This window comes from Marinobacter sp. L-13 (genome assembly GCF_056857715.1).
In genome coordinates, this window is record NZ_JBSXNQ010000042.1 from 60,930 (window position 1) to 85,364 (window position 24,435).

Annotated in this window: 28 protein-coding genes, 1 tRNA gene and 1 pseudogene; 20 read left to right on the plus strand and 10 right to left on the minus strand. The window is 56.9% G+C overall.

Annotated features, from left to right (window positions below; all coding sequences use genetic code 11):
- Positions 1-184: 184 nt before the first annotated feature.
- Positions 185-1,837, plus strand: a complete 1,653-nt coding sequence (locus AC13DD_RS04800) for a 4Fe-4S dicluster domain-containing protein (RefSeq protein WP_273071141.1) — start codon at positions 185-187, stop codon at positions 1,835-1,837.
- Between the two features lie 99 nt (positions 1,838-1,936).
- On the opposite strand, the gene AC13DD_RS04805 is transcribed toward AC13DD_RS04800, so the two are convergent.
- The 7 genes from AC13DD_RS04805 to AC13DD_RS04835 form a co-directional block, all read right to left on the minus strand.
- On the minus strand, positions 1,937-2,398 hold the full coding sequence (locus tag AC13DD_RS04805; RefSeq protein ID WP_008171631.1) for an FKBP-type peptidyl-prolyl cis-trans isomerase: 462 nt from the start codon (positions 2,396-2,398) through the stop codon (positions 1,937-1,939).
- A gap of 199 nt (positions 2,399-2,597) precedes the next feature.
- Entirely contained in the window at positions 2,598-3,164 is a 567-nt protein-coding gene (locus AC13DD_RS04810) for a DUF1285 domain-containing protein (RefSeq protein ID WP_008171634.1), read from the minus strand.
- Between the two features lie 24 nt (positions 3,165-3,188).
- Positions 3,189-4,085, minus strand: a complete 897-nt coding sequence (locus AC13DD_RS04815; protein ID WP_014577135.1) for a radical SAM protein — start codon at positions 4,083-4,085, stop codon at positions 3,189-3,191.
- A 45-nt stretch (positions 4,086-4,130) separates the two neighbouring features.
- A complete protein-coding gene (locus tag AC13DD_RS04820) occupies positions 4,131-4,580 on the minus strand; it encodes a SixA phosphatase family protein (RefSeq protein WP_053115346.1) in 450 nt (149 codons plus the stop codon).
- 42 nt (positions 4,581-4,622) lie between these two features.
- Complete coding sequence (locus AC13DD_RS04825) at positions 4,623-5,690, minus strand: NAD(P)H-dependent glycerol-3-phosphate dehydrogenase (protein WP_008171642.1); 1,068 nt, start codon at positions 5,688-5,690, stop codon at positions 4,623-4,625.
- A 60-nt stretch (positions 5,691-5,750) separates the two neighbouring features.
- Positions 5,751-6,242, minus strand: a complete 492-nt coding sequence (locus tag AC13DD_RS04830) for an STAS domain-containing protein (protein WP_459424450.1) — start codon at positions 6,240-6,242, stop codon at positions 5,751-5,753.
- Positions 6,243-6,256: 14 nt separating this feature from the next.
- On the minus strand, positions 6,257-7,465 hold the full coding sequence (locus tag AC13DD_RS04835; RefSeq protein WP_482930903.1) for a PP2C family protein-serine/threonine phosphatase: 1,209 nt from the start codon (positions 7,463-7,465) through the stop codon (positions 6,257-6,259).
- 114 nt (positions 7,466-7,579) lie between these two features.
- Here AC13DD_RS04835 and AC13DD_RS04840 point away from each other — a divergent pair, with 114 nt between their 5' ends.
- The gene (locus tag AC13DD_RS04840; protein ID WP_482930904.1) at positions 7,580-9,064 is read left to right on the plus strand and encodes an HD domain-containing protein; all 1,485 of its coding nucleotides are present in this window, start codon (positions 7,580-7,582) and stop codon (positions 9,062-9,064) included.
- Here AC13DD_RS04840 and AC13DD_RS04845 read toward each other — a convergent pair.
- Entirely contained in the window at positions 9,054-10,082 is a 1,029-nt protein-coding gene (locus AC13DD_RS04845) for an NAD(P)/FAD-dependent oxidoreductase (protein WP_482930905.1), read from the minus strand. The two genes, AC13DD_RS04840 and AC13DD_RS04845, sit on opposite strands and share 11 nt — an antisense overlap.
- Positions 10,083-10,199: 117 nt before the next feature.
- Here AC13DD_RS04845 and AC13DD_RS04850 point away from each other — a divergent pair, with 117 nt between their 5' ends.
- The 10 genes from AC13DD_RS04850 (at position 10,200) to AC13DD_RS04895 (ending at position 18,625) form a co-directional block, all read left to right on the plus strand.
- Positions 10,200-11,156, plus strand: coding sequence for an acyl-CoA desaturase (locus tag AC13DD_RS04850; RefSeq protein ID WP_008171652.1), 957 nt, complete (start codon positions 10,200-10,202; stop codon positions 11,154-11,156).
- The gene (locus AC13DD_RS04855; protein ID WP_482930906.1) at positions 11,153-11,620 is read left to right on the plus strand and encodes a nuclear transport factor 2 family protein; all 468 of its coding nucleotides are present in this window, start codon (positions 11,153-11,155) and stop codon (positions 11,618-11,620) included. The genes AC13DD_RS04850 and AC13DD_RS04855 overlap by 4 nt, the downstream gene beginning before the upstream one ends.
- Positions 11,617-12,417, plus strand: coding sequence for an SDR family NAD(P)-dependent oxidoreductase (locus AC13DD_RS04860; RefSeq protein ID WP_482930907.1), 801 nt, complete (start codon positions 11,617-11,619; stop codon positions 12,415-12,417). The genes AC13DD_RS04855 and AC13DD_RS04860 overlap by 4 nt, the downstream gene beginning before the upstream one ends.
- Positions 12,414-13,679 carry an NAD(P)/FAD-dependent oxidoreductase gene (locus AC13DD_RS04865; RefSeq protein ID WP_482930908.1) on the plus strand — a complete coding sequence of 422 codons (1,266 nt, stop codon included), beginning with the start codon at positions 12,414-12,416 and terminating at the stop codon, positions 13,677-13,679. The genes AC13DD_RS04860 and AC13DD_RS04865 overlap by 4 nt, the downstream gene beginning before the upstream one ends.
- A 2-nt stretch (positions 13,680-13,681) precedes the next feature.
- On the plus strand, positions 13,682-14,566 hold the full coding sequence (locus AC13DD_RS04870; protein WP_482930909.1) for a DUF1365 domain-containing protein: 885 nt from the start codon (positions 13,682-13,684) through the stop codon (positions 14,564-14,566).
- The gene (locus AC13DD_RS04875) at positions 14,554-15,828 is read left to right on the plus strand and encodes a class I SAM-dependent methyltransferase (RefSeq protein ID WP_482930910.1); all 1,275 of its coding nucleotides are present in this window, start codon (positions 14,554-14,556) and stop codon (positions 15,826-15,828) included. The genes AC13DD_RS04870 and AC13DD_RS04875 overlap by 13 nt, the downstream gene beginning before the upstream one ends.
- Positions 15,825-16,346, plus strand: coding sequence for a DUF2878 domain-containing protein (locus AC13DD_RS04880; RefSeq protein ID WP_008171660.1), 522 nt, complete (start codon positions 15,825-15,827; stop codon positions 16,344-16,346). The genes AC13DD_RS04875 and AC13DD_RS04880 overlap by 4 nt, the downstream gene beginning before the upstream one ends.
- Positions 16,343-17,083, plus strand: coding sequence for a hypothetical protein (locus tag AC13DD_RS04885; RefSeq protein WP_482930911.1), 741 nt, complete (start codon positions 16,343-16,345; stop codon positions 17,081-17,083). Before AC13DD_RS04880 ends, AC13DD_RS04885 begins: the two co-directional genes overlap by 4 nt.
- An 81-nt stretch (positions 17,084-17,164) precedes the next feature.
- Entirely contained in the window at positions 17,165-17,977 is an 813-nt protein-coding gene (xthA, locus tag AC13DD_RS04890) for an exodeoxyribonuclease III (protein ID WP_202347601.1), read from the plus strand.
- Positions 17,978-17,995: 18 nt separating this feature from the next.
- The gene (locus AC13DD_RS04895) at positions 17,996-18,625 is read left to right on the plus strand and encodes a TetR/AcrR family transcriptional regulator (protein ID WP_482930912.1); all 630 of its coding nucleotides are present in this window, start codon (positions 17,996-17,998) and stop codon (positions 18,623-18,625) included.
- Positions 18,626-18,644: 19 nt separating this feature from the next.
- Here the strand turns inward: AC13DD_RS04895 and AC13DD_RS04900 are convergent, their stop codons facing one another.
- On the minus strand, positions 18,645-19,061 hold the full coding sequence (locus tag AC13DD_RS04900; protein WP_482930913.1) for a phasin family protein: 417 nt from the start codon (positions 19,059-19,061) through the stop codon (positions 18,645-18,647).
- A gap of 344 nt (positions 19,062-19,405) precedes the next feature.
- Here AC13DD_RS04900 and AC13DD_RS04905 point away from each other — a divergent pair.
- The 3 genes and pseudogenes from AC13DD_RS04905 (at position 19,406) to hemH (ending at position 21,563) form a co-directional block, all read left to right on the plus strand.
- Positions 19,406-19,887, plus strand: a pseudogene (locus AC13DD_RS04905) (YeeE/YedE family protein).
- A gap of 97 nt (positions 19,888-19,984) precedes the next feature.
- On the plus strand, positions 19,985-20,416 hold the full coding sequence (locus tag AC13DD_RS04910; protein ID WP_482930914.1) for a protein tyrosine phosphatase family protein: 432 nt from the start codon (positions 19,985-19,987) through the stop codon (positions 20,414-20,416).
- 37 nt (positions 20,417-20,453) lie between these two features.
- Positions 20,454-21,563, plus strand: coding sequence for a ferrochelatase (gene hemH / locus AC13DD_RS04915; RefSeq protein ID WP_482930915.1), 1,110 nt, complete (start codon positions 20,454-20,456; stop codon positions 21,561-21,563).
- A 378-nt stretch (positions 21,564-21,941) separates the two neighbouring features.
- Here the strand turns inward: hemH and AC13DD_RS04920 are convergent.
- Positions 21,942-22,032, minus strand: a tRNA-Ser gene (locus AC13DD_RS04920).
- 211 nt (positions 22,033-22,243) lie between these two features.
- Here AC13DD_RS04920 and AC13DD_RS04925 point away from each other — a divergent pair.
- From AC13DD_RS04925 to AC13DD_RS04945, 5 genes are all read left to right on the plus strand, one after another.
- Positions 22,244-22,942, plus strand: coding sequence for a Bax inhibitor-1/YccA family protein (locus AC13DD_RS04925; protein ID WP_482930916.1), 699 nt, complete (start codon positions 22,244-22,246; stop codon positions 22,940-22,942).
- 102 nt (positions 22,943-23,044) lie between these two features.
- Positions 23,045-23,461, plus strand: coding sequence for a sulfurtransferase complex subunit TusD (gene tusD, locus AC13DD_RS04930; protein ID WP_482930917.1), 417 nt, complete (start codon positions 23,045-23,047; stop codon positions 23,459-23,461).
- Positions 23,462-23,463: 2 nt separating this feature from the next.
- The gene (locus AC13DD_RS04935; RefSeq protein ID WP_482930918.1) at positions 23,464-23,814 is read left to right on the plus strand and encodes a DsrE family protein; all 351 of its coding nucleotides are present in this window, start codon (positions 23,464-23,466) and stop codon (positions 23,812-23,814) included.
- A gap of 5 nt (positions 23,815-23,819) precedes the next feature.
- Positions 23,820-24,101, plus strand: coding sequence for a sulfurtransferase complex subunit TusB (tusB, locus tag AC13DD_RS04940; protein WP_482930919.1), 282 nt, complete (start codon positions 23,820-23,822; stop codon positions 24,099-24,101).
- Positions 24,102-24,104: 3 nt separating this feature from the next.
- The gene (locus tag AC13DD_RS04945; RefSeq protein WP_482930920.1) at positions 24,105-24,431 is read left to right on the plus strand and encodes a TusE/DsrC/DsvC family sulfur relay protein; all 327 of its coding nucleotides are present in this window, start codon (positions 24,105-24,107) and stop codon (positions 24,429-24,431) included.
- The last annotated feature ends 4 nt before the right edge of the window (positions 24,432-24,435 follow it).

The window sequence follows — 24,435 nt, forward strand, 5'->3', positions numbered from 1 at the left end:
GGACAGGGCGAATTTCAAACAAACGTTTGTTTGATTCTTCAAATGCGGTATCCTTTTGGTTATGCAAGTCGGGACAAACGGCTTGGGGCAGTCGTCTATAGGCACTTTTACCGGTATGATGGCGGCCCAGAATAATTGGCCTGCGGGCACATAATATCCATTAAAGATGTTTGAGGAGACCAACGTGGAACGCGAATCGATGGAATTTGATGTTCTGATCGTCGGCGGCGGCCCGGCGGGCCTGTCGGCAGCGTGCCGTGTCATGCAACTGGCACAGGAAGCTGGCGAGGAACTCACCGTATGCGTTGTAGAGAAAGGTTCTGAGATCGGCGCCCACATTCTGGCCGGTACCGTATTCGAGCCCACTGCCCTCAACGAACTCTTCCCGGACTGGAAAGAGAAAGGCGCTCCGCTCAACACGCCCGTTACCCGGGACGACATTTTCCTGCTGAAGAACCAGGACAGCGCCACCAAGATCCCGAATGCGTTTGTGCCCAAGAACATGCACAACCATGGCAACTACATTATCAGCCTGGGTAACCTGTGCCGCTGGCTCGCCGAACAGGCCGAACAGCTTGGCGTTGAGGTGTATCCCGGCTTTGCCGCGTCCGAAACCATCATTGAAGACGGTCAGGTAAAAGGCATCATTACCGGCGATATGGGCGTGGCCCGCGACGGTTCCGAAAAAGACGGCTACATGCCCGGCATGGAACTGCGCGCGAAGTACACCCTGTTCACCGAGGGCTGCCGCGGTCACCTGGGCAAGCGCCTGATCAACGAGTTCAAGCTTGATGAAGGCAAAGACCCGCAGCACTACGGTATCGGTATCAAGGAACTGTGGGATATTGATCCGGCCAAACACGAGCCGGGCCTCGTAGTTCATACCACCGGCTGGCCCCTGAAAGAAACTGGCTCCACCGGTGGTTCCTTCCTGTATCACCTCGAGAATGGCCAGGTATATGTGGGCCTGATCACCGATCTGTCCTACAGCAACCCGCATCTGAGCCCGTTTGAGGAATTTCAGCGGCTGAAGCTGCATCCGGAAATCAAGAAACACCTCGAAGGCGGCAAGCGCGTTTCCTACGGCGCCCGTGCAATTACCAAGGGTGGCTACAACGCTCTGCCCAAGATGAGCTTCCCGGGTGGTCTCCTGCTGGGCTGTGACGCGGGCACGCTGAACGGTTCCAAGATCAAGGGCTCCCACACCGCCATGAAGTCCGGCATGTTGGGCGCCGAGGCAGTTTTCGAAGCGCTGAAGGACGGCAAGAGCGGCGAAGAGATCAGCAGCTTCCAGAAGAAATTTGAAGACAGCTGGCTGTTCAAGGAGCTATACGCAGAGCGTAACTTCGGCCCGGCGATGCACAAGTTCGGCAATATAGTCGGTGGCGCCATCGCCTACTTTGAGCAGAACATCCTGCGCGGCAGCCTACCGATTACCTTCCACGATACCACTCCGGATTATGCCACCATGAAGCCGGCAGCCGAGTGCAAGAAGGTGACCTATCCCAAGCCGGATAACACCCTGACCTTCGATCGTCTGTCCTCGGTGTTCATTTCAAACACCAACCACGAGGAAGATCAGCCGGTTCACCTTAAACTGACCGATCCGGAACTTCCGATCCGCGACAACCTGCCTAAATACGATGAGCCTGCGCAGCGCTACTGCCCGGCTGGTGTTTATGAAGTTGTCGAGAAAGACGATGGCAGCGGAAAGCGCTTCCAGATCAACGCCCAGAACTGTGTTCACTGCAAGACCTGCGACATCAAGGATCCTGCACAGAACATTAACTGGGTAACTCCGGAAGGGGGCGGTGGCCCGAATTATCCGAACATGTAAGTCCGGATTCCGGTAGAAAACGGCCCCTCGCGGGCCGTTTTTTTTGGCATAAAAAAACGGCTCCCGAGGGAACCGTTTTTCGTTGCGCTTCAGAAAAGCTTAGTGAGCGTGGCCGTGCTCTTGCTCTTCGTCAGTCGCGTCGCGAGCTTCTACCACTTCTACGTCGAAGTGCAGAGTCTGGCCAGCGAGCGGATGGTTGGCGTCGATGGTGACGGTTTCGTCGCCAACTTCTACCACACGAACGACCTGGGGGCCGCCCGGGGTCTGCGCCTGGAACTGCATGCCCGGCTCGATGGTATCGACGCCTTCAAATGCAGAACGCGGAACCGGCTGGATCAGCTCTTCGTTAACTTCGCCGTAGCCTTCAGCAGGTTCTACAGAAACCTTAACCTGATCGCCTGCGTTCTTTTCGTTCAGTGCACTTTCCAGTCCACCGATAATGTTCTGTGCACCTTCCAGGTAAGACAGAGGCTCACGACCTTCTACACGGGAGGAATCAAGCTGCTCTCCCTGATCGTTGGTGAGCGTGTAATGGATGGTGACAACACGAGGTTGGGCCATGTGATCTCCTTGCGTGTCCGCAATGACTGTTTAATTGATTTAGGCAATCGAAAGTGATCGTGAACAGCCAGACTGAACAGAGGGACTAACGACCACCGGGCCTCGTTAGAGAGCCAGGCTCATAACAAGTATGAAAACACAGTTTAACAACTGAGCTAATGCGTTTTCTACCGTAATTCTGGGGCCGTGGTACGGGTTTTCAACCACCCTGCCCGATTTTGTAGAAAATTCCGTGGCTGAATACCCCAAGAACCGGGTGTCCGTCTTCATTCCGTTCCACAACATGCTCCGCCAGGTCGTAATAGGCTGCGGTTACCAGTCGCGCTTCGACCCCATGGCGAACCTTTACCACGGGTCTTGGCTCATCGGAGCCCGGATAGGTAGTCACTTCCAGTGGATGGTCCTGGCCAATCTCGAGGGTTTCGCCGACATTGGTGGTCAGGGAAATGACCTGACGGTCGCTCTCTCCAGTCACGGTCAGGGAATGGGCGAGCAACGGCGCATCCTCGACTTGGATGCGCCACTTTTCAACGGGCGTCACCAGGTAGTATTCGCCGTCGCTTTCCCGGCGGAGAATGGTGGAAAACAGACGTACAATCGCTTCTCGAGCCAGCGGCTCGCCTTTGAAGATCCACTGACCATCGCGGCTGATGCGAAGATCCATATCCCCGGAAAGCTCGGGGTCCCACTGATCAATGGGTGGATTCCCGACCTTCTTCACGGTTTCCTCCACCTGCTTTGCAAGATTATCCGGATTCATGCTCATAACGGTGGCTCCCGGCCATCTGAATTACAACCCGCGCATCCACTCCGCGCGCAACGGTGCTGCACCGGGGTTGGTAATGGCGAGGTTTACCTGGTCCAGCATTTTCTGCTTGTCACGGCCCAGCGTGCCTTTCAGCACGAGGTAATTTGAAGCGTGATCACTGCGGAAGATGGTCTTATCCAGCTCAAGATGCTCCAGGAAGAGGCGTATCTCTTCAAAGAGCCCTTTTTGGGACAGCGGCACGAAATCGTCTCCGAAGCCCTCCCGGAAACGTTCTTCTCCCTGTGGGAAACTGACCACGAGGGTGGAAAGATAATCCGGCTGTGTCTCGTTGCAGAGCGTTGCGGTATTTATCGCGTGCTGGCGCGAAAGGTTTTCTCCGCCCAGCCCATTCAGCACCATGACAGAGCTCGTAAGACCCGCCTCACGGATTTTCAGCAGTGCCGAGCGGGTGGATTCCCAGGTTTCGCCCTTGTTGACCCGGCGCAGGATTTCATCATCGCCGGATTCCATACCGACATAGAGAATTTCAAGGCCTGCATCCTTCAGTTGAGCCAGTTCTTCTACGGTCTTTTTCGCGAGGTTGCGGGGCAGACAGTAGCTGGAAACCCGCTGAAGATCCGGAAAAGCCTCCCTGAGCTGACCCAGTATTTCCAACAGGCGACGGGTCGGCAATACCATGGCATCACCGTCTGCAAGAAAAACTCGGCGCACGCCACCCAGGCTGCGAGCCGCATTACGGATGTCCTGGAGCACATCTTCAGGCTTGCGGGCCCGGAATTTCTTTTGCGGCTGCGTATACATCTCGCAAAACGTGCACTTGTTCCAGGAGCAGCCGTTGGTGACCGGCAGGATCAGTGACTTGGCTTCACTGGGAGGCCGGAAGACCGGCTCCACGTAGTCGATTGGAAAGCTGTACATAGTCGGGCTCGGATTTGAGGATTCAGAAATTACTTACTGGCGATATCAGGGCAGAAACTGGGCTTTCAAGTCAGCGCAACCGGGGCCGACTACTGGCATATCCAGCATGACGGCCTGGGAGGTCATGAACGGAATGCCCCGGCGGTGTGCGTCAACCAGAAGCGTGGCAAGCCCTCCCACCAGGGGCATGTGGGAAACGATCAACAGGGGTGATTCGTGATGCTCAATCAATGCATCAAGGCAGGCTGCCGGGTCGTCGTCCGGAGTGATAAACATCTTTTCTTCAACGGGACAATTGAGAATCTCGGAGACAATCGCCGCCGTTTGCCTGGCCCGCACATAGGGGCTGCTCCAGACCAGCTTCGGGCGCCAGGGCGACTCCGCGATGCGAGCGGCAACCTCAGCCACGCCAAGCCGCCCGGCCTCTGTCAGTTCACGTTCCTGATCCAGCGTATGCCAGCCAGCTTCCCCATGGCGCATGATGAGCAGTTGCAAGGGCTCTCTCCTTTCCGGCCTGGTCCCGGTGCAGCGGGCCTGTTACTGGCTGATGGTCCGCGGCAGTATAAATTCTACGTCGGAATTCTGGACCGACATCATGAGGCTATTGATGACCGCCTTGATTGAAGCGTTGTCATAGAGGATCTCGTAAAGCCCACGAACCAGTGGCATGTAGATCCCGATGGCCTCGGCTTTCTGCTTGACGAGCTTCAGGGTATAGATACCTTCGGCCACCTGCCCGAGCTCCGCCACGGCATCGTCCAGTTTCTGGCCCTGGCCAACGGCATAACCCACTCGAAAGTTCCGGCTCTTGGATGAGGTGCAGGTCACGATCAGATCACCGACACCCGCCAGCCCCATGAATGTCATTGGGTTGGCGCCGAGGCTGACGGCAAACCGGCTCATCTCTGCAAGACCGCGGGTAATCAGCATGGCCTTGGCGTTCTCACCCATTTCCAGGGCGGAGGCAAGACCCGCAACAATCGCATAGATGTTCTTCAGTGCCCCGGCGAGTTCCACGCCATACACATCCACGTTCGCGTAAACGCGAAAATACTCGCACCCAAGGAGGTCCTGAACCGAGCGGCGTACATCCGGATCCTTGGCGGCAATAACAGTGGCGGTCAGATCCCGGTTTACGATTTCACCAGCCAGGTTGGGGCCACTGAGCACGCCAGTACGACAACGAGGGATCTCTTCCTGCAGAATCTCGCTCATCAGTTTGAAGCCGTGCTCTTCAATCCCCTTGGTGAGGCTGATGACAATTTGCTCGTCGCGGAATTTGTCGCTGTTCTCGCGGATAACGGCCCGAAAGGCTTTGCTCGGAATGGCAACAAAGACGATCTCGGCCTTGCTGACAGCGTCCGCCAGGTCTGTGGTGGGCTGAATGTCACCGGTCAGCTCAATGCCTGGCATGTAGCGGCTATTGATTCGGGTGCTGCGGATCTCTTCGGCCTGGGCTTTGCCACGCATCCAGAAATGAACACGGTGACCGTTTTCACCCAGCACCTTGGCCATGGCAGTACCAAAACTGCCACCGCCCAGAACCGCCACATCATGTACTGGCGCGGCTGCCTCAGTGTTCCGGGGCGTCGATTGTTCAGACATAGTTCTTCCGTTCTGTCAGATCAGGTGTGATACCGGCAATGTCGCACCAGGGCGGCGCAGTTAACCGGGCTCTTCACATTCCAGAGCGCGCACCAGATTCTTGAACTCTTCCCTGTTTCGGCTGTTCATGCCCATCAGCACCTTGTGGGCGTCGAGAACCTTGTCCCGAACCTGCTGTTCGCTGGCCCTGAGTACCGGTATTTCCTCAAGTTCTTCAATACGGGACGCGGGTTCCCGGACAATGATAAAGATCTTGTCGAATCCCATGGAAGTGATAATGCGGGTAATGTCAGGATTGGTTGAAATCAGCGTGGGAAGGAAATGGCTCTGTTTCTGGGCCGCCATGGCAATCTTGGCGAGCAGACCGAGCGTGGTGCTGTCGATGATCTCGGTTTCGGTCAGATCGACCACCACAGTCTTGAACTGGGGGTCCTGGGTAATGGACTCAACCAGATTGTCCAGCGTCGAACACAGGTTCAGCCGGATTTCCCCAATAAACTTCAGGACATAAATGCCCTGTTTTTCAGCTTGCAGGATCTTGTAACCAGCCATGTTTCACACTGCCACTAATTCGACGAGGTGTTATCTGATCCGTTCATGGTATCAGTTACCGACACGATAGCGATATCGTCCGGCAGCTCTGTGATCTCATCGAGATGAAGAGCGCCGTTAAGAGAGGCGATAGTGTGACGACCTCCCGATACGAGTTCAAGTAGCGTCCGTTCCTTTTCGTCCAGTCCTTTTTCCCGGATAACCTCCAGAATTCCGTCTGAAAACAGCGTCAGATGGAAGGGTCTGTTCAGGGGTACTTCGTATACCTCCCATTCCGGGGTTTCGAACAGCCCTACCGGCAGGCCGCTGCCTTCCAGAAAAGCCGTTTCGCCGCCTTCGAAGGACAGGATGGGCATCGGGAAATGTGCGCCTACCGCGTAATTAAGTTTACGCTCGCTCAGGGAAATGATGCCAACGAATACGGTTACGTGTTTTCCGAGCCCGGTATCGAGCAGTTCCGAGTTAATCCGCTCGAGAAAGCGGTCCGGGTACAGGATGTCTTCACTGGAGCCACGGCGCAGGTTGCGCTGAAGGCGGTTGGTGAGGTTCTTGAGCAGTACTGTCACGAACGCGGAGCTGGCGCCGTGGCCGGAGACGTCAGCAATGTAGACCAGCACCTTGTCGTCGGAGATACGGAAGTAATCCAGGAAATCACCGCTGAGGTACAGCGACGGCTTGATCATATGGTCTACGTGCAGGCCACTCATCACCTGCTCGTGCTCCGGCAGCATCCGTAGCTGAACCTTCCGGCCGGCGCGCTGATCCGCTCGCAATTCGGCGATGCCGTCCCGCAGATCCCGGTTCGCCTCTTCCAGTTCCTGCCGGTAAAGCTGGTTCAGCCGGTTGACCCGGACCCGGTCAAACAGTTTTCCAAGGACATCATCCAGTGCACCTTTGTCGTCGTTGCAGGGCTTCAGGACAAAATCTGCGGCACCGGCCCGCAGGGCACTGACCACGTCGGCGCTGGACTCACTCGATGAACAGGCAACAATCGGGGTAAAGGTCTCGGCTTCTTCCAGACGATTGGCAAGGTCCCGAATGGCCTCAGGAGACAGGTCTGCAAAGATGACGTCGGGAATGTTATCGTCAAAGAGTGCTTTGGCGCTGGCGAGATCCGGATAGCCAGTCACGTAGAACCCCCTCGCTTCAAGGTAGCGGGCGAGATCCGTTCGGGCCTGTTCATCGGCATCTATTATAAGTATGCGCTCGGTGCGCGAGGTCATGGCGACTGCCCTAAACTACCAGCGATAAACGATAAATTGGCTTGAATAAGCCTATTCTGGCACGCCCCTGTGATATAACAAGGCCAGTTTTATGAAATTGGGAGATTCCATCTGATGAGACGTGCCGTTAATGATCTTCTCGGAGCCTATGACAAGCTGATCATGGATCCGGTTCACGGAGGTATTCCACTTTACCGGCACGAAATCCAGGTGATCGACCACCCGCTGTTCCAGCGCCTGCGAAACATCTGCCAGAACGACATTCTGAGCCTGGTGTTCCCGGGAGCAACCCACTCCCGATTCCTGCACAGCATTGGTGTGATGCATGTGGGCACCCGGATGTTCCGGTCAATGATCGACGCCTACCTCAGGGAGCGACAGCTTAGTGAACAGACCGATCTGAGCCTGAGCCAGCTCGACGCTATTGATTACCTCGCCAAGACCATCCGGCTGGGTTGTCTGCTCCATGACAGCGGCCATTCCAGCTTTTCCCATCAGTTTACCCAGGCTCGACGCATCCGGGAGCTGATGTCGCGGCCCGGCCGTTTCCGGGATTTGTGGCACGGTGTGGATTATTCCGTCTATCACCCGGAGGAGCCCGATGAACTTGAACACGAGCATTATTCCGTGCGCGTTGCCCACGATGTGCTCATGGCAGTGGATCTGGAGAGCGCTGGTCTTTATGCCCGGGATGTTATCGGCATCATGGAAACCACCAAAGTACGGCCCAGCGAGACATTCTGCCGCCATGCCCGCACCTTCTGGGCCTTTATTGCGGGCGAGGATGCGGCCGCGGGCTCGCCCCTGAGCGACAATATTCCGGGACTGGTGATGGACCTTCTGTCGTCCATTGTATCCGGGGAGATTGACGCCGATCGCGCCGATTATATGCTCCGTGACGGATTCCACTCGTCAGTCACCATCGGTGGCTTCAATCTGGATCACCTGTTGAGTAACCTGCGTTTCGGTTGGGATGTGTCCGAGCCCTGGCTGGGGCTGGCGATCACCCAGAAAGGCCTGGGTGCGCTTGAGGATTTTGTTTATAGCCGGCACCAGATGTACCGGAAGGTGTATGCCCACAAGACCGCGCTGGGCTTTGACTGGCTGCTTCGGGAAGCCATTAACGAGGTACTGGATGACCCCGAGAATTTCGAATGGGTGGATACCTGCCTGAGTGATATGGCTTATTTTGCAGAGCTCACCGATAACTTCTTCTGGGAGGCCTTCCGGAAAGTGGCCCGCAAACATCCGAAGAGTTTCTCCTTTTGCATCGTCAACCGGGTGAAGCTGAACCACCTGGATACCCGGGAAGACCTTTCGGCCCGGGGCATTGAGCGGCACAGCGTCTGGTTGGCAGCAGAGCTCGCGCTCAATCCGTCGCAGGTAGTGACCTGCTCCATGCGGGCGCGTTTCTCTAACATTCAGGACAACTTCAACGGCATCAAGGTGCTGGTGCGCGAGCCCATTCACCGCACCCGCTCACTGAAGAAGATCACCGATGTGAGCGCCTTCTTCAGCAAGTTCAGTGACGGCACCATCACCCATTTCTATACACGCCCGGATGTCACTACCGGCAACCAGGGTTCTCTCACTGAGTAGCGGGCACGGCATTGAGTTCGGCGACCAGTCCGCAGGCGCTGTCGAATGCGCCCTCAACCCGGCCACCGCTGAGCCAGTCGCCGGCAAGGCCCAGCCCGTAATCCGGGAACCATAGATGGCCTGGCTGCTCGCCACCCTCGGAGCGGGCGTAGAGCCAGCGATGGGTAACAACCTCGTCCGGTCTGGCCTCGAACCCGGTCAACTCCTGGAAGGCCGCCAGGAGTTTTTCGGCAACCTCCTCTGCCGGCGTGTCGACATGCTCTTCCGTCCAGGCGGGACTGGCGTGCAGAACCCACCACTCGCCCTCGTCGTTCCGACCGGGTTTGCTGGAGTTGTTGGCCACCCAGAACAGCGCTGGATGCTGGCAGCGCATGCCCTCATGGTGTGGCCACGGCGATACTGGAAAATGGGCAGCGACCGCCCAGCATGGCAGAACCCGCTTCACCGGATCATCAAGATGCGAAGCCAGTTCGTTGAGCCCGCTATTGACCATTAATTCGCGGGCCTGTGCCGGCGGCGCAGTGATAATGACCTGATGGAAGTCACCAAGATGACTGCCGGCGTCGTCGAAAACACTCCAGGACTGGTCGTTTCGGGCCAACTTTCCGACCCGGGTTTCAGCCACCAACCGGGCATGGGCAGAGAGCGCCCGGGTGATGGCGGTCATGCGCGGTGTACCTACAAAACGCGCTTCCTCGGGAAACGGCTCCCACTCCCTGGCCGCTGTCTCAAAACCAAAACGACCCTTCCAGATCTCAAAGGTCTCGTCGCCGGCGAATTTGCGAAGAAAAGGCAGGAAATCCGGGTTTCTGGAGGTGAAGTACTGGGCGCCCATATCGGCGGATCCGCCGGTAACCCGTTTTGCCGCCAGCCTGCCTCCGGGGCCACGGCTTTTTTCGAACACGGTGACGTCATGGCCAAGGCCCTTGAGTTCGATTGCAGCTGTCAGCCCCGCCAGACCTGAACCAACAATGGCAACACGGCGTATAAGAGGCGAATGAAAGGTTTGATTAAACATGGTTTATCGTGCATCCAATTCCGGTAGTGAGATCGTACAACTTCCCATGAAACAGGTTCGGCCCCTGGGCTGTTCGTGCGATCGAGATTCCATCAGTAAAGAAAGGGCAATCAGGGTATGACCCGAGTGCAGCATTTGCTTACAAATATTTTGAGGTGGTTCGATTCCGAAGCAGGTTCGGATCACATTGACACCACCTCCAGATCGTTCAATTTCCTGCGAGTTATTCCGTTCATAGCACTCCATCTGGCCTGCCTTCTGGCCATTTACACCGGCGCCAGCGCATTCGCCGTGGGGTTTGCGATCGCCTTCTTCCTGGTGCGCATGTTCGCGATTACCGGATTTTACCACCGTTACTTCGCCCACAAGACATTCAAAACCAGCCGCCCGGCCCAGTTCGTATTTGCCGTTCTCGGGGCCAGCGCGGCCCAGCGAGGACCTCTTTGGTGGGCGGCTCATCACCGCCATCATCATCAGCATTCCGATGACGAGCAGGATCTTCACTCGCCCCATCAGGGCGGGTTCTGGTGGTCGCACATGGGCTGGTTCACCTGTGACGCCGGATTCGCGACCGACGAACGGCGAATCCGGGACTGGCTGAAATTCCCCGAGCTCAAGCTGATTAACCGGTTCGATTCCCTGGTGCCTGCTCTGGCGGCTGTCGGCATCTATGCGCTGGGTGAAGCCCTGGCGGCCTGGGCGCCGGGCCTGGGAACCAATGGCCTGCAATTGCTGGTCTGGGGCTTCTTTATTTCGACGGTGGTGCTGTTCCATGCCACTGTCTCCATTAATTCACTCTCCCACGTCTGGGGCAAGCGCCGGTTCGAGACATCGGACGACAGCCGTAACAACTTCTGGCTGGCCCTGCTTACGCTTGGCGAGGGCTGGCACAACAACCATCACCGGTGGCCCCAGTCAGTGCGCCAGGGCTTCCGGTGGTATGAGATAGACATCACCTGGTACGGCCTCTGGCTGATGTCCAAGCTCGGCATCATCTGGGAGCTGAACCCGATACCCAAACATATTCAGGAAGAAACACGCGAACTGGATAGAATGAGGAGGAGCAGGCAATGACAACCGCCTCAAAGATCGAAGTAGGTACGCGTAACTCGGCGGTGCCGGCAACGCTCGATAGTTTCCGGGCGCTGTTCAACGAGCTTGATAAAGGCAATCTTAACAAGCTGTCCCAGGTGTACAGCGAAGATATCCGTTTTCAGGACCCTTTAAGCGCTGTGAGCGGGCTTGACGAATTGACCCGCTATTTCGCCGGTGCCTATGCGAACGTCATCTCCTGTCACTTCGAGTTTGGGGACGCGGTTGTCCAGGGCGAATTTGCTGCCGTGCCCTGGGTGATGCATTTGCGGCACAAGCGCATTCGCAAGGGCCGTGAAGTTCAGGTTCAGGGCATCAGCCACCTCGAAATCCGTGATGGCATGGTGTGCTACCACCGCGATTACTTTGACGCAGGCGAAATGCTCTACGAAAACCTGCCCGTGGTTGGCAGGGTCATTCGCTGGATCAAGGATCAGGCAGGATGAGTGATCGACTTCAGGAAACCTCGAATATCTGGATTACCGGCGCAAGCTCGGGTATTGGCGAATCCGTTACCCGCGCTCTGGCACGCGGTGGCCACCGGCTTGTTATTACCGGCCGACGTAAGGAGGCGCTCGAAGAGCTTGCCTCCGTTGCGCCCGAACGTATTATCCCGGCTGCCGCGGACACCACCAGCAAGGAGGATCTTCAATCGATTGCCGGGACGCTGGAGAGCCACGGTGATCTGAACATGGTAATTCTCAACGCCGGCACCTGTGAGTATCTCGAGATAGCCCACTACAGCAGTGACGTGATCGAGAAAAACATCAACACCAACGTGATTGGCACGGCCCGTTGCCTGGATATTGCCCTGCCCGCGCTGCGACGGAGTCGGGCAAAGGGGCAACCGGCCACCCTGGTGATCGTCAGCTCCTCAGCCTGGTGGTTTCCCTTTGGCCGGGCAGAAGGTTACGGCGCTTCCAAAGCGGCCCTGACCTACTTTGCCCATGCCCTCAGGGCAGATCTCGACGCCGAGGGGATCGACGTTGTGGTGGTCTCACCGGGCTTCGTGAAAACCCCGCTGACCGACCGCAACGATTTCCCCATGCCCTTTCTGGTCTCAGCCGAGGATGCGGCGGAGCGGATTGTCAGCGGCCTGGCCCGTGGACACAACGAAATTGCCTTCCCCAAGCGCTTCACCTGGATGCTGAAGGTACTGGGCGCCCTTCCCCGGCCCCTGATTGACCGCATGTCGGCGTCCATGGCCCGTAAAAGCAACACCGAACAGGAAAACAATGGATGAGTAGTGAACGTCAGCGAATTGCTGTCATTGGGGCCGGCGTTTCCGGCCTCACGGCTGCCTGGCTTTTGGCCGAGAAACACGAGGTTCAGGTTTTTGAAGCAGGAGACTATGCCGGCGGTCACACCAACACCGAGCAGGTTGAAGCCGGTGGCCGGACCTGGCCGGTCAACACGGGGTTTATCGTGTTCAACGACTGGACCTATCCCAATTTCATCAAGTTGATGGATCGGCTTGGCGTGCCATCGGAAGTCAGCGACATGAGCTTCAGCGTGGATTGCAGCAGCACCGGCCTGCAATACAACGGCACCAGCCTGAACACCCTGTTCGCCCAGCGCCGGAACCTGCTTAACCTGCCGTTCCTTAAGATGGTGCGGGAGATTCTGCGCTTCAACAAGGAAACCCGGGCAGACCTTGAGGCGGGCAACATCAACAATGAGGAAACCCTTGGCGAATATCTGAACAGGAATGGGTATTCCCGTTACTTCCGGAATTACTACATCGTGCCCATGGGTGCGGCCATCTGGTCAGCGCCGGAGATCATTCTGGAGCAGTTTCCCATTCGGTTTTTCCTGCAGTTCTTCAACAACCACGGCATGCTGTCCGTGGATGACCGACCCACGTGGCGGGTGATTTCCAGAGGGTCTGCCCAGTACGTGAAAAAGATGATGGAGCGCCTGGGCGACGCCACGCACCTGAACAGCCCTGTCGAGAGGGTGGTCAGAGATGAAGACGGTGTGACCGTCTCGGTAAAGGGCCAGGATCATCACTTCGACCAGGTGATCTTTGCGTGCCACAGCGATCAGGCGCTGGCCATGCTTGGAGACCCGACTGACAAAGAGCGGGATATCCTGGGCGCCATGGCGTACCAGAACAACGATGTGGTGCTTCATACCGATAGCAGCGTGTTGCCGGACAATCGCCGCGCCTGGGCCGCCTGGAACTACTTTATCCCGACCCACAGCACGGAACCTGTCTCCGTTACCTACAACATGAACATTCTGCAGAACTTCCACGATGCTCCGGAAACCTTCTGCGTGACCCTCAATCGCAGCCGCGATATCGATCCCGACAAGGTGATCAAGCGCTTTGAGTACGCTCACCCGGTGTTTACCCTGGATGCGGTGGCCGCCCAGGAACGCTACGATGAAATCGGCAACCAGAATCGCACCCATTACTGTGGCGCATACTGGTTTAACGGATTCCACGAAGACGGTGTCCGCAGTGCGCTGCGGGTAACACAGGCCTTCGGGGTGGAGCTTTGACCATGAACAGCCAGTGGCTGGAGGGTACTGTCCGGCACAGACGGAAGTACCCGGTGCAACACGAATTCAGCTACAGCACCGGCATGCTGGCCCTGGACACAGATGAGTGGGGCAAGGTTGCCGGGATCAGTCCGCTTTTCTCCCTGGAACGATTCAACTGGATCTCCCTGAAGCGCAAGGATTACTTTCGCCCGGAAACCGACGACCTGTCGGTGGCTGTTCGCGATCACGTTGAAGAGGCCACCGGCTGGCGCCCCGACGGGGAAGTGGAACTGATTACCCACCCCCGCTACTTCGGCTATGTCTTCAATCCGGTCAGTTTCTATTTCTGCTACCGGTCCGGGGAATGTCCCGCTGATGGTGTGGTCCCCAAAGTGATCGTTGCGCAGATCACCAACACACCCTGGCACGATCGCCATGCCTATTGTCTGGAGACCACAGGCGCGGAACCCAACCAGGCCGGTTGGCGCACCGAGCAGTTTGGCTTCAGCAAGCGCTTTCATGTGTCGCCGTTCAATGGCATGAACCAGCATTACGAGTGGACATTCAGTTTCCGGGGCCCGGAGCTGAGAATTCACATGAATGTTCTGGAGGAAGGTCGCAAGCATTTTGATGCCACGCTGGTAGTCCAACGCACCCCTCTCAATCGTAAAGATGTGCATAGAAGTCTTCGAAAGTTTCCGCTTGAGGCGTTCAAGGTTGTGGCAGGCATTTACTGGCATGCGCTCCGTCTCAAGCTGAAGGGGGCACCGTTTTACAGCCATCCGGACAAACTTCCCGAAGACGACAGTGCCTACCGCCGTGGGCACGATGATTCCGGGCTGGATGTCACCAGCACCGAGACCAATGACAAGATTCGCGGAAGGGTAAGCTCATGGAGAACCTGAATACTTCGCTTGAAAACACCTCATCCGGCTCCGGCAGCCTGCCTGCCCTCAGCCGGTTTGCGAGGACGCTGGTGATTCAGCAGCTCCGGTTACTGGGCGAAGGACAGCTGACGGTCAAGGAATCCGGGTTTGATGACCTGGTTTTCGGAGACGGCAACAGCCAATATCAGCCTGCCGAACTGATTGTCCATGATCACAGCACCTGGCGGGACCTGCTGACCGGCGGAAGCGTTGGAGCAGCAGAGGCGTATGTGGCCGGTGACTGGTCGACACCGGATCTGGTGGCCCTGCTCCGGTTCTTTACCCGCAATGTCGACCGCATGAACGAGTTTGAAGACCGGTTTAGCTGGGTTACCAAGCCGGCTCTCAAAGGTTTGCACTGGCTGAACCGCAACACCAAAGAAGGCTCCCGGAAGAACATCAGTGCCCATTATGATCTGGGCAACGACCTGTTCGAGACCTTCCTCGACCCGACCATGATGTATTCCTCGGCCATCTACCCGAGTGCCGAATCCACGCTCGAAGAAGCCGCTGTTCACAAGCTGGACACCATCTGCCAGAAACTGGATCTCCAACCGGGTGACAAGGTGATTGAAATCGGCACCGGCTGGGGCGGTTTCGCGATCCACGCTGCCAGGCATTACGGCTGCCACGTGACCACGACGACCATTTCCAGAGAGCAGCTGGAGTTGGCGCAAGCGCGAGTTCAGAAGGAAGGTCTGGAAGACCGTATCACCCTCCTGTTCGACGATTACCGTGATCTTGAGGGCCAGTTCGACAAGCTGGTCTCCATCGAGATGATCGAGGCCGTTGGCCCGCAGTTCCTGGACAGCTACTTCTCCCAGATTAACACCCTGCTCAAGCCGGATGGTCTGGCGCTTGTACAGGCCATCAACATGCCGGAACAGCGCTACCAGAGGGCCCTGAAGAACGTGGACTTCATTCAGCGCTTCATATTCCCCGGCAGCTTTATTCCTTCGTTCGGAGCGATCCTCGAATCGGTTCGCAAGGAAAGCAAGCTGGTGCTGACCCATGCCGAAGACACCGGTTTCCACTATGCCCGTACACTTCGTGACTGGTGTGACCGCTTCATGGCCCAGCGCGATAAACTGGAATCAATGGGTTACGACGAGGCGTTCCGACGGCTGTGGCACTTTTACTTTGCCTATTGTGAGGCGGGCTTCAGCGAACGCGCCATTGGCGTGGCTCAGCTGGTGTTCGCCAAGCCCGGCAACAAACGCGAGAATATCTTGAGCGTATGATAGCCTCAGAAACGGCTCGTAACGTACTGAACTTCCTGCTTTTCCAGGCAGGCTGGTTCGCCTGCGTGTTCTATCCGGGACTGATCGGTGCCGGGATCGTCGTGGTGTTTCTGATCCTGCATTTTGTGCTGGTCAGCCAGAACCGGATGACCGAATTGCAGTTCATTGGCCTGGGCACCGTGGTTGGTTCCGTTCTGGACGGCATCTGGTTCCAGACCGGTATTCTGGACGACGGCACCGGCCAGATAATGCTGACACCACCGTGGCTGGTGGCCATCTGGGCCATTTTCATGACCACCCTCAGTCATTCTCTGGACTGGATCAGCAAGAAGGCCTGGCTGCCGTTCGTGCTTGCGCCCTTTGCTGGTCCGTTCGCCTACTGGTCCGCAAGCCAGCTCGGCGCAGTGGAGCTTCCGGAATTGATACCCTCGCTGATTGCGCTCGCTTTCGGCTGGCTGGTCGTTTTTCCACTGCTCTTGTTTGCCCGTAAGACCCTGTACCCGGAGCTGGTGCGATGAGACATACCACCGTGACTGTTTCATTTGCCCTGATGGCTACCGCCCTGCCGGCCGTGGCGCAGGATTTCCGCTTTACAGGTACCGCGACCACCGATGATGGTAGCGTGATCTACGAGGAGCGACACGCGGTTGACGGCACCTGTGAGGATGGAATCTTTCGGCCGCAACAGCATGAGGTGGCCTATCATAAGCCGGATGCAGAGGAGTCGTTTGCCCGAAAGGCGCTCGAATATGGCGCCTCGGTGCTTCGCCCGACCGTAGACTTCTCTCAACCGACGTTTGACGAAAAAATGGAGATCACCTACCCCGAACCGGAAACCCTGGTGATTAACTGGCAGACGCCCCGCGGCGACTCAGAGCGGTTTGAGGTGGACTACACGCCCAACACCGTGGTGGACTCCGGGTTCGACAACTTTGTCCGCCAGAACTGGCAGAGTGTGGTGGCGGGTGAATCCGTTGAGTTCCGCTTTCTTGGACCTACCCGTGGCGAGCACTATGGCTTTGTGCTGGAGCGGGTCGAGAGCGACCGGGTGGACGCTGACCATGTGGTGCAGATACGCCCCACTGGCATGGTGGTGAGGTTCCTGGTAGATCCCATTGTATTGGGTTACAACGATTCCGGCGCCCTTTCCGATTATCTTGGCCTGACCAACATCCGGAAGAATCAGGACGAGAATTATACCGCTCATATCCGCTATTCCGTGGATACCTACCCGGATTGTGAACTGACCCCCTGAAACTGTCGGCCCTGCCAGGGCAGACCCCGGGGGCCAGTATGTTAAACTCCGGCAGGAATCAACGCCGGAGAGTTTTTTGCGATGATGTTCGTCTCTTTCAACGTCAACAGTATCCGTACCCGCCTGCACCAGCTTGAGGCCGTTATCGACGCCCTGGCTCCTGATGTTATCGGTCTTCAGGAGACCAAGGTTCAGGACGCAGACTTTCCGGTCGAGTCGATCCGCGAGCTTGGCTACCACGTGCATTTCCACGGCCAGAAAACCCACTACGGCGTTGCCCTGCTCTCAAAGGCGGAGCCGGAAGAGGTTGTCAAAGGCTACCCCTGGGACGGCGAGGATTCCCAGCGCAGGCTGATTACCGGCCATTTCACGGTCAATGGTGAGAAACTGACGGTGATTAACGGCTACTTTCCCCAGGGCGAAAGCCGTGACCATCCGGTGAAGTTCCCTGCCAAGGAAAAGTTCTACGCCGACCTGATGCGCTACCTGGATGAGCTAAAGCAGGCCGGCGGCCATGTGGTGGTCATGGGTGATATGAACATCTCCCCAACCGACAAGGACATTGGCATCGGCGCGGACAACGCCAAACGCTGGTTGCGCACCGGCAAATGTTCCTTCCTTCCCGAGGAACGGGAATGGCTTGGCCAGGTGGAAGCCCGTGGTTACACCGACGTGTTCCGACACCTCCATCCCGACGAAGCGGACACCTTCAGCTGGTTCGATTACCGCAGCAAAGGCTTTGAGCGCGACCCCAAGCGGGGCCTCAGGATCGACCTGATCATGGCCAGTGACAACCTGCTGCCCAAAGCCCGGCAAGCGGGTGTTTCCTACGACATTCGCGCCATGGAACGGCCGTCCGACCATTGTCCGGTCTGGGCGAGCTTCGAACTTTAGGGGCTGGCCCGGCGCGACATGAAAAAAATCAAAACCCGCGACCGTATTCTGCAGACAAGCCTGGCGCTGTTTAACAGCGTCGGCGAGCCCAATGTCACCACGCTGCTGATCTCCGATGAAATGGACATCAGCCCGGGCAACCTCTACTACCATTTCAAGAGCAAGGGCGACATTGTCGAGGAACTGTTCGACGGGTATGAGCACGACATGGTGGATCTGCTGGCGGTTCCGGAAGATGCCGACATAAGCCTGGACCAACAGGGATTTTTTCTGCATCTGCTGTTCGAGACAGTAGCGCGCTATCGGTTTCTTTATCAGGATCTGGTGAATGTCCTGTCCCGGTACGGTCAACTGCAGGTAAGATTCAAGCGGATACAGAAGAAGAAAATGCTCGCTTTCCGAACAATCTGCGAGAGCTTCCAGCGCCAGGGAATCATGTTGATTGAGCAGGAAGAACTTGACTCATTGTGTGAACAGTTGACGCTAACTGCTTGTTACTGGAGTGCTTTTGACACTCTATCCCATCTGGAAGACCGGGAGTCGGTCGATCCTGGTCGCGGTGTTTACCAGATGATGCATTTGATCATTCCCTACCTGGCACCCGACGACCGGGAAGAAGCCCGGCTGATGAGCCGGGACTATCTCTGACTGCCTCTGACCGCCGGAACTATTCTTCCTCATCATCGCCGGCGCGGTTGCGCAGGCGGGCCAGCTCCGATTCAAGGATCTCAATGCGGCGCTCCAGGGATTCGATTTCTTCACGTCGATGGATGCCCAGCCGTCTGAGCGCTCCGGAGACCCGCTCATCGAACATGTGTTCAAGCCGGTCCCAGGTACCAGTAGCGCGTTCCCGAACCCCCTCAACACGATCCTCGACCGATTTGATCCGCTTTTCCACGACGCCCCGGGTTTTATTTTCCAACTGCTCACCTTCCTGGACGAGACGGTCGAACAGGCGTCCGGTATCCTCCTCGGCTTTGGTATAGGCGCCAAGTCCTGCCAGCCAGATCTGGCGGGCGGAATCCTTGATTTTTGCCGCCAGTTGCGGATCATCTTCCGGCTTATTGTCGTGCTCGTCAGACATGTAACAACCTCGGGGGTAAGATATTTCTTTCACAGGCCCATTGTATTACAGCTTTGGCCGGATTTCAGTCGGCCTGGAAACCGCATGGTGAAAGGCCGCAGTATAAAGACGTATCCGATATGAAAAAATGTTTTCAAACGAAAGGCACTCTCACTTGAAGTGTTCAAAATATGGTCAATACTTCCAATACCGACATCCCTGCTGATGTCGGTTTGTCTGGAAGTCTTTCATGGATACTACTCGCACGCCTCTGCCCGGCATCTCTGCCGGGCTTTTTTTTGGTATTATTGCCGCAAGGTATATGCTTTTTCCAAAATAGACACTCGTAACATTCGGAGTATCAGATGATTGAAATTGCGTGGAGTAACTTCACCCCCTGGTCAGCGCTGCTGGGGGGCATTCTGGTGGGCATTGCGGCAGCCAGTTTTCTGCTTCTGAACGGGCGTATTGCGGGCATTAGCTAAATTCTTGGCGGGGTTCTCAGCCCGGCCAAAGGCGACATTGCCTGGCGTATTGCCTTCCTGGCCGGACTAATCGGCGCGCCGGCGGTCTGGTTACTGGCCGCAGAGCTGCCACCCATTAAAATCCAGGGGGCTATCCCGCACTGATCATTGCCGGGCTGCTTGTCGGTATCGGCACTCTCTATGGTTCCGGCTGCACCAGTGGACACGGGGTTTGCGGTCTTTCGCGACTGTCTCTTCGCTTGCTGGCGGCAACCCTGAGCTTTATGGGTGCCGGTGAAACCAAGGCAGCGGTGTTTGTGGCCGCCATGGTTGCCGGTATGGCCGTTTTTGAAGTGATTGAGCGCAACCGCGCGAGAGCGTAAGTATTTTCTGTTAATTTCCCTGCCGTCACTCTGACACAGCCCGGAGGCTGTGCGATCATGACGACAGCTCCACTACCCGACCCGGAGACGACATCCCATGGATATCAGAAAGATTGACGACAACATTTCAGTAGCCCCCCAGATTTCCGTTGACGATGTGGCTGAAGCCGCAAAGCTGGGTTTTAAAACCATTGTGGCGAACCGCCCCGATCACGAAGAGCCTGGTCAGCCGGCAATGGCGGATATTGAAGCAGCTGCCCGGGAACAGGGCCTTGAGTGGGTCTATATGCCGGTGGAGTCGGGAAATATCACCGATGAGGACGTAAACCGCTTTGCACCAATGATCCGGGACGCCGAAAAGCCCGTACTGGCCTTCTGCCGCTCCGGAACCCGCTGCACCGTTCTCTGGGCACTGAGTGCGGCCCGAAACACGTCAGCCAATGAAATCTTTACCAAGGCCCGCAACGCCGGTTACGACATCTCCGGCCTTGCACCACGGATGGCACAGCAAGCCGCCGACAAGGGCTGACGCACCAACCGCCTAACCAACGTTCAGGATCTACCGCATGCAATACAAAGGTTCAGAGAATTTCAGCCACAATCAGCCTGACCGGTTGGGCGTGCTGGTCACCAACCTGGGTACCCCGGATGCCCCGACCACGTCGGCACTCCGCCGCTACCTGGCTGAATTTCTCTCGGACCCGCGGGTGGTGGAGCTGCCAAGACCTCTGTGGTGGCTGATCCTGCACGGGGTTATCCTGCGCATTCGCCCCAAGCGCAGCGCAGAAGCCTATTCGAGCGTGTGGCAGCCGGAAGGCTCTCCCCTGCTTTTGCACACCGCGAAGCAGGCTGAGGGCATTCGGGAGGCGCTCAAGCGCAAATATGGCCCCAACGTTGTCGTCGGATTCGCCATGCGCTACGGCAACCCGTCGATTTCCCGGGTTCTGGACGAAATGCAGGAGCAAGGCGTGCGGAAGCTGCTGGTTCTGCCTCTGTACCCCCAGTACTCCGCATCGACCTCTGCGTCCAGCTTCGACGCTATCGCCAGTGATTTTGCCAAACGCCGCTGGTTGCCGGATTTCCGGTTTGTTTCCCACTACCCGGATTATCCGCCATACATTGAAGCCATGGCGCGCCATATTGAAGCTCACTGGTCCAACCACGGACGCAACCAGAAGCTGGTGTTCTCCTACCATGGGGTGCCACTGAAGTACCTGACCAAAGGCGATCCGTACCACTGTGAGTGCCATAAAACCTCACGGCTGCTGGCCGAACGGCTTGGCCTGAGCAAAGAAGACTACATGACGACCTTCCAGTCCCGGTTTGGCAAGGAAGAGTGGCTGAAGCCCTACACGGATGAAACCCTGAAATCGCTCCCCGGCAAAGGCGTCAAATCCATAGACGTGTTCTGCCCTGGCTTCTCTTCAGACTGCCTGGAAACCATTGAGGAAATCGATGAGGAGAACCGTGAGTACTTCATGGAGGCTGGTGGCGAGGGATTCAGCTATATCTCCGCGCTGAATGCTACGCCGGGGCATATCGATGCTCTGGTGAAGCTGATCGAGGAAAATCTTCAAGGCTGGCAGGTACCCCGGAACGAGCCGGAAAGCCTGTCTGCACGTCAGCAGAGAGCCGACGAGCAAAAGGAACTGGTCTACCCGGGCCGGGATCTCTGATCCGGCCCAGGCTCAAAGCCGGGGCGGCATCAGCTGCTCCGGTCTTTTCCCTTCTCCTTACTAGCCTCAGACAGATCCGGCACAGACTCACACAACGTGCACCCTTCTGTATCCACAGCGGCGCCTCCGGCTTCCACATACCGGACTTTGTGAGCGGCCTTTCCCCGATTTGCGGACACAGAAAACTTCCTGTCACGACGTTCAGTCGAACCGGCTTCCGGTGTCTGTGTAGTTTTTGAGTCTGTCATAACAAGCCCTCGCGATGCCGATGGTCTGATCATGAGGGTAAGGTGACGCAATTCCAAGTCGTGAAAACCACTGAGAATAAAGCGAAGTCTGGAACTACAAAGGGGGGAAAGAACGAAAGAAGAGGAAAAATGGCGGTGGGCCAGGGATTCGAACCCCGGGAAGGCTACTAACCTTCGGCGGTTTTCAAGACCGCTGCATTCAGCCACTCTGCCAGCCCACCGGTTTTTCCATTCGCCGCCATTGCGACAGCGGTGAGCATGATACCGGAATTGCCTGTGCTGTCAACGCTCTGCATAAAACCCGCCGCACTTTTCAACATTAACGGTTTTTAATGGAATCCGGGAGGCGGTTTCCTGTCATAAATGATTGAAAGTTGCGTATCTGACACTATTATGGGACACAGTATCCAGTCGTGATAAACGGAGATGACAATGGAAGACAGACGATTCGGCGTTCAGAACTCTCAGGGAGCCTATTCCGCTCCCCAGACGGAGCGCGCGACCACAGGCATCAGCGATGATGCAATGAAGGTGTTGCGCAACACCTACATGCTGCTCGGCATGACCCTCGCCTTCTCGGCGCTCACAGCATTCCTGAACATGAACGGGACCCACCCGGGCTTCCTGATCACCATTGTGGGATACATTGGTCTTCTGTTCGCGACCTATAAGCTGAAGAACAGCCCCTGGGGCATCGTAACCACCTTCGCCCTGACCGGTTTCATGGGTTACACCCTGGGCCCGATCATCGGTGCGTTCGTGGCTGCCGGCGCCTCCTCGATTGTCGCCCAGGCACTGACGCTGACCGCTGTCGCCTTTGTCGGCCTGTCTGCCACTGCGATCATCACCAAGAAAGACTTCAGCTTCATGTCCAGCTTCCTGACCGCTGGTGCCTTCGTGCTGATCGGTGCCATGCTGCTGGCGTTCCTGATGGAGAGTTCGATCCTGCATCTGGCGGTGTCCGCTGGCTTCACTATCTTTGCGTCCATCATGATCCTGTTTGAGACCAGTCAGATCATCAAGGGTGGTGAGCGCAATTACGTGATTGCCACCGTGGGCCTGTATGTGTCCATCTACAACCTGTTCGTCAGCCTGCTGCACCTGCTGTCTGCGTTCAGTGGCGAAGATTGATACCAGGCTGAATTAGCCGCTTGAAAACCCCGGCAGTTGCCGGGGTTTTGCTTTCGGTAAACTGAAAGCCCGTACACGGCAGATCAGGAACCAACAGGAATCATGGCCGAAACTGCTTCTGTAACCTTCACCCTGGTAATTACTGGCGCGCCCTACTCGTCCCAGGCGCCCCAGACCGCCCTTGGCTTTGCACAGGCTGCCGTAGACGCCGGCCACCGCATTGACCGGGTTTTCCTCTACGGTGACGGTGTGCACCTGGCCTCGGCACTCTGCGCACCGCCGTCTGACGAGACCAACTGGTCTGAGGCGTGGTCTCAATTTCTGGCCGACCACAGCGTTCCCGGCGTTGCCTGTATTGCCTCGGCTCTGCGTCGTGGCCTGGTAAACGAAACCGAGCAGAAACGCTATGAGTTGCCAGCGGCCAATCTGCGCGCTCCGTTTGAAATTGCCGGTCTCGGAGAGTGGGTCGAAGGACGGATCAAGTCCACACGAACACTCTACTTTCACGCTGGAGACTGACCGTGAGCACATTGATTATGATTGACCAGCCACCCTACGGCGCATGGACCGGGCGGGAAGCCCTGGATATGGCGTTCTCGCTTGCAGCCTTTGACCAGCCGGCATCACTGCTGTTCACCGGGGCGGGCGTTAACTGGCTGAGACAGGCTCAGGAAGCCGGCGGTATTGGGCAGAAGTCTGTGGAAAAGAATCTGTCAGCGGCACCCATTTTCGGTATTGAAGCGATCCTGGCCGATCGTTCTGCATGCAACACCTACGGACTGGATGAAAACTCGTTGATTGAGGGCGTGACCCTGGTGGACGCCGATGCCGCTTTGCTCACCACTTATGACCACACTGCTTTCGCAGGTTAGCCACCATGACTGCCATCAACACATTACACATCCTGAACAAATCCCCCGATCATCCCCGCGCGGCCCAGTGTCTTGAAATGGTCTCGGAGGAGGATGGCCTCTTGCTTATCGGCGGTGCCGTGCTGTTCCTTGCAACCGCAAAGCTGCCTAACGCCGGCAAACTATTTGCCCTTTCACCGGACGCTGATGCCCGCGGGCTCGGTCACCTGACAGGCAACGCCAGCGCTGTGGATTTCCACGGGATGGTCGCTCTTTCCCTGCAGGCACAACGGGTAATCAGTTGGTAGACCATGGTCAGTAACGCAATGCCAGAACGAAACAACGAAGGCTTTCTTGAAAACGCCCAGGACTGGACGGAGACTGTCGCGGCAACCATTGCGGCCGAGGACGAGTTGGAGCTAACCGAAAAACACTGGGAAATCATCCAGTTCCTTCGGTCTTTTTATAAGGAACATGAAATGTCGCCACCGTCCAACCGGTTGTTCGTGAAGGCTGTTAAAGAGGCGCTGGGCGAGGACAAGGGCAACAGCATTTATCTGATGCAGCTTTTCCCCGGCACGCCTGCAAAAACCGCCTGCCGGATTGCCGGGCTACCACGCCCCACTAACTGCCTTTAACGCC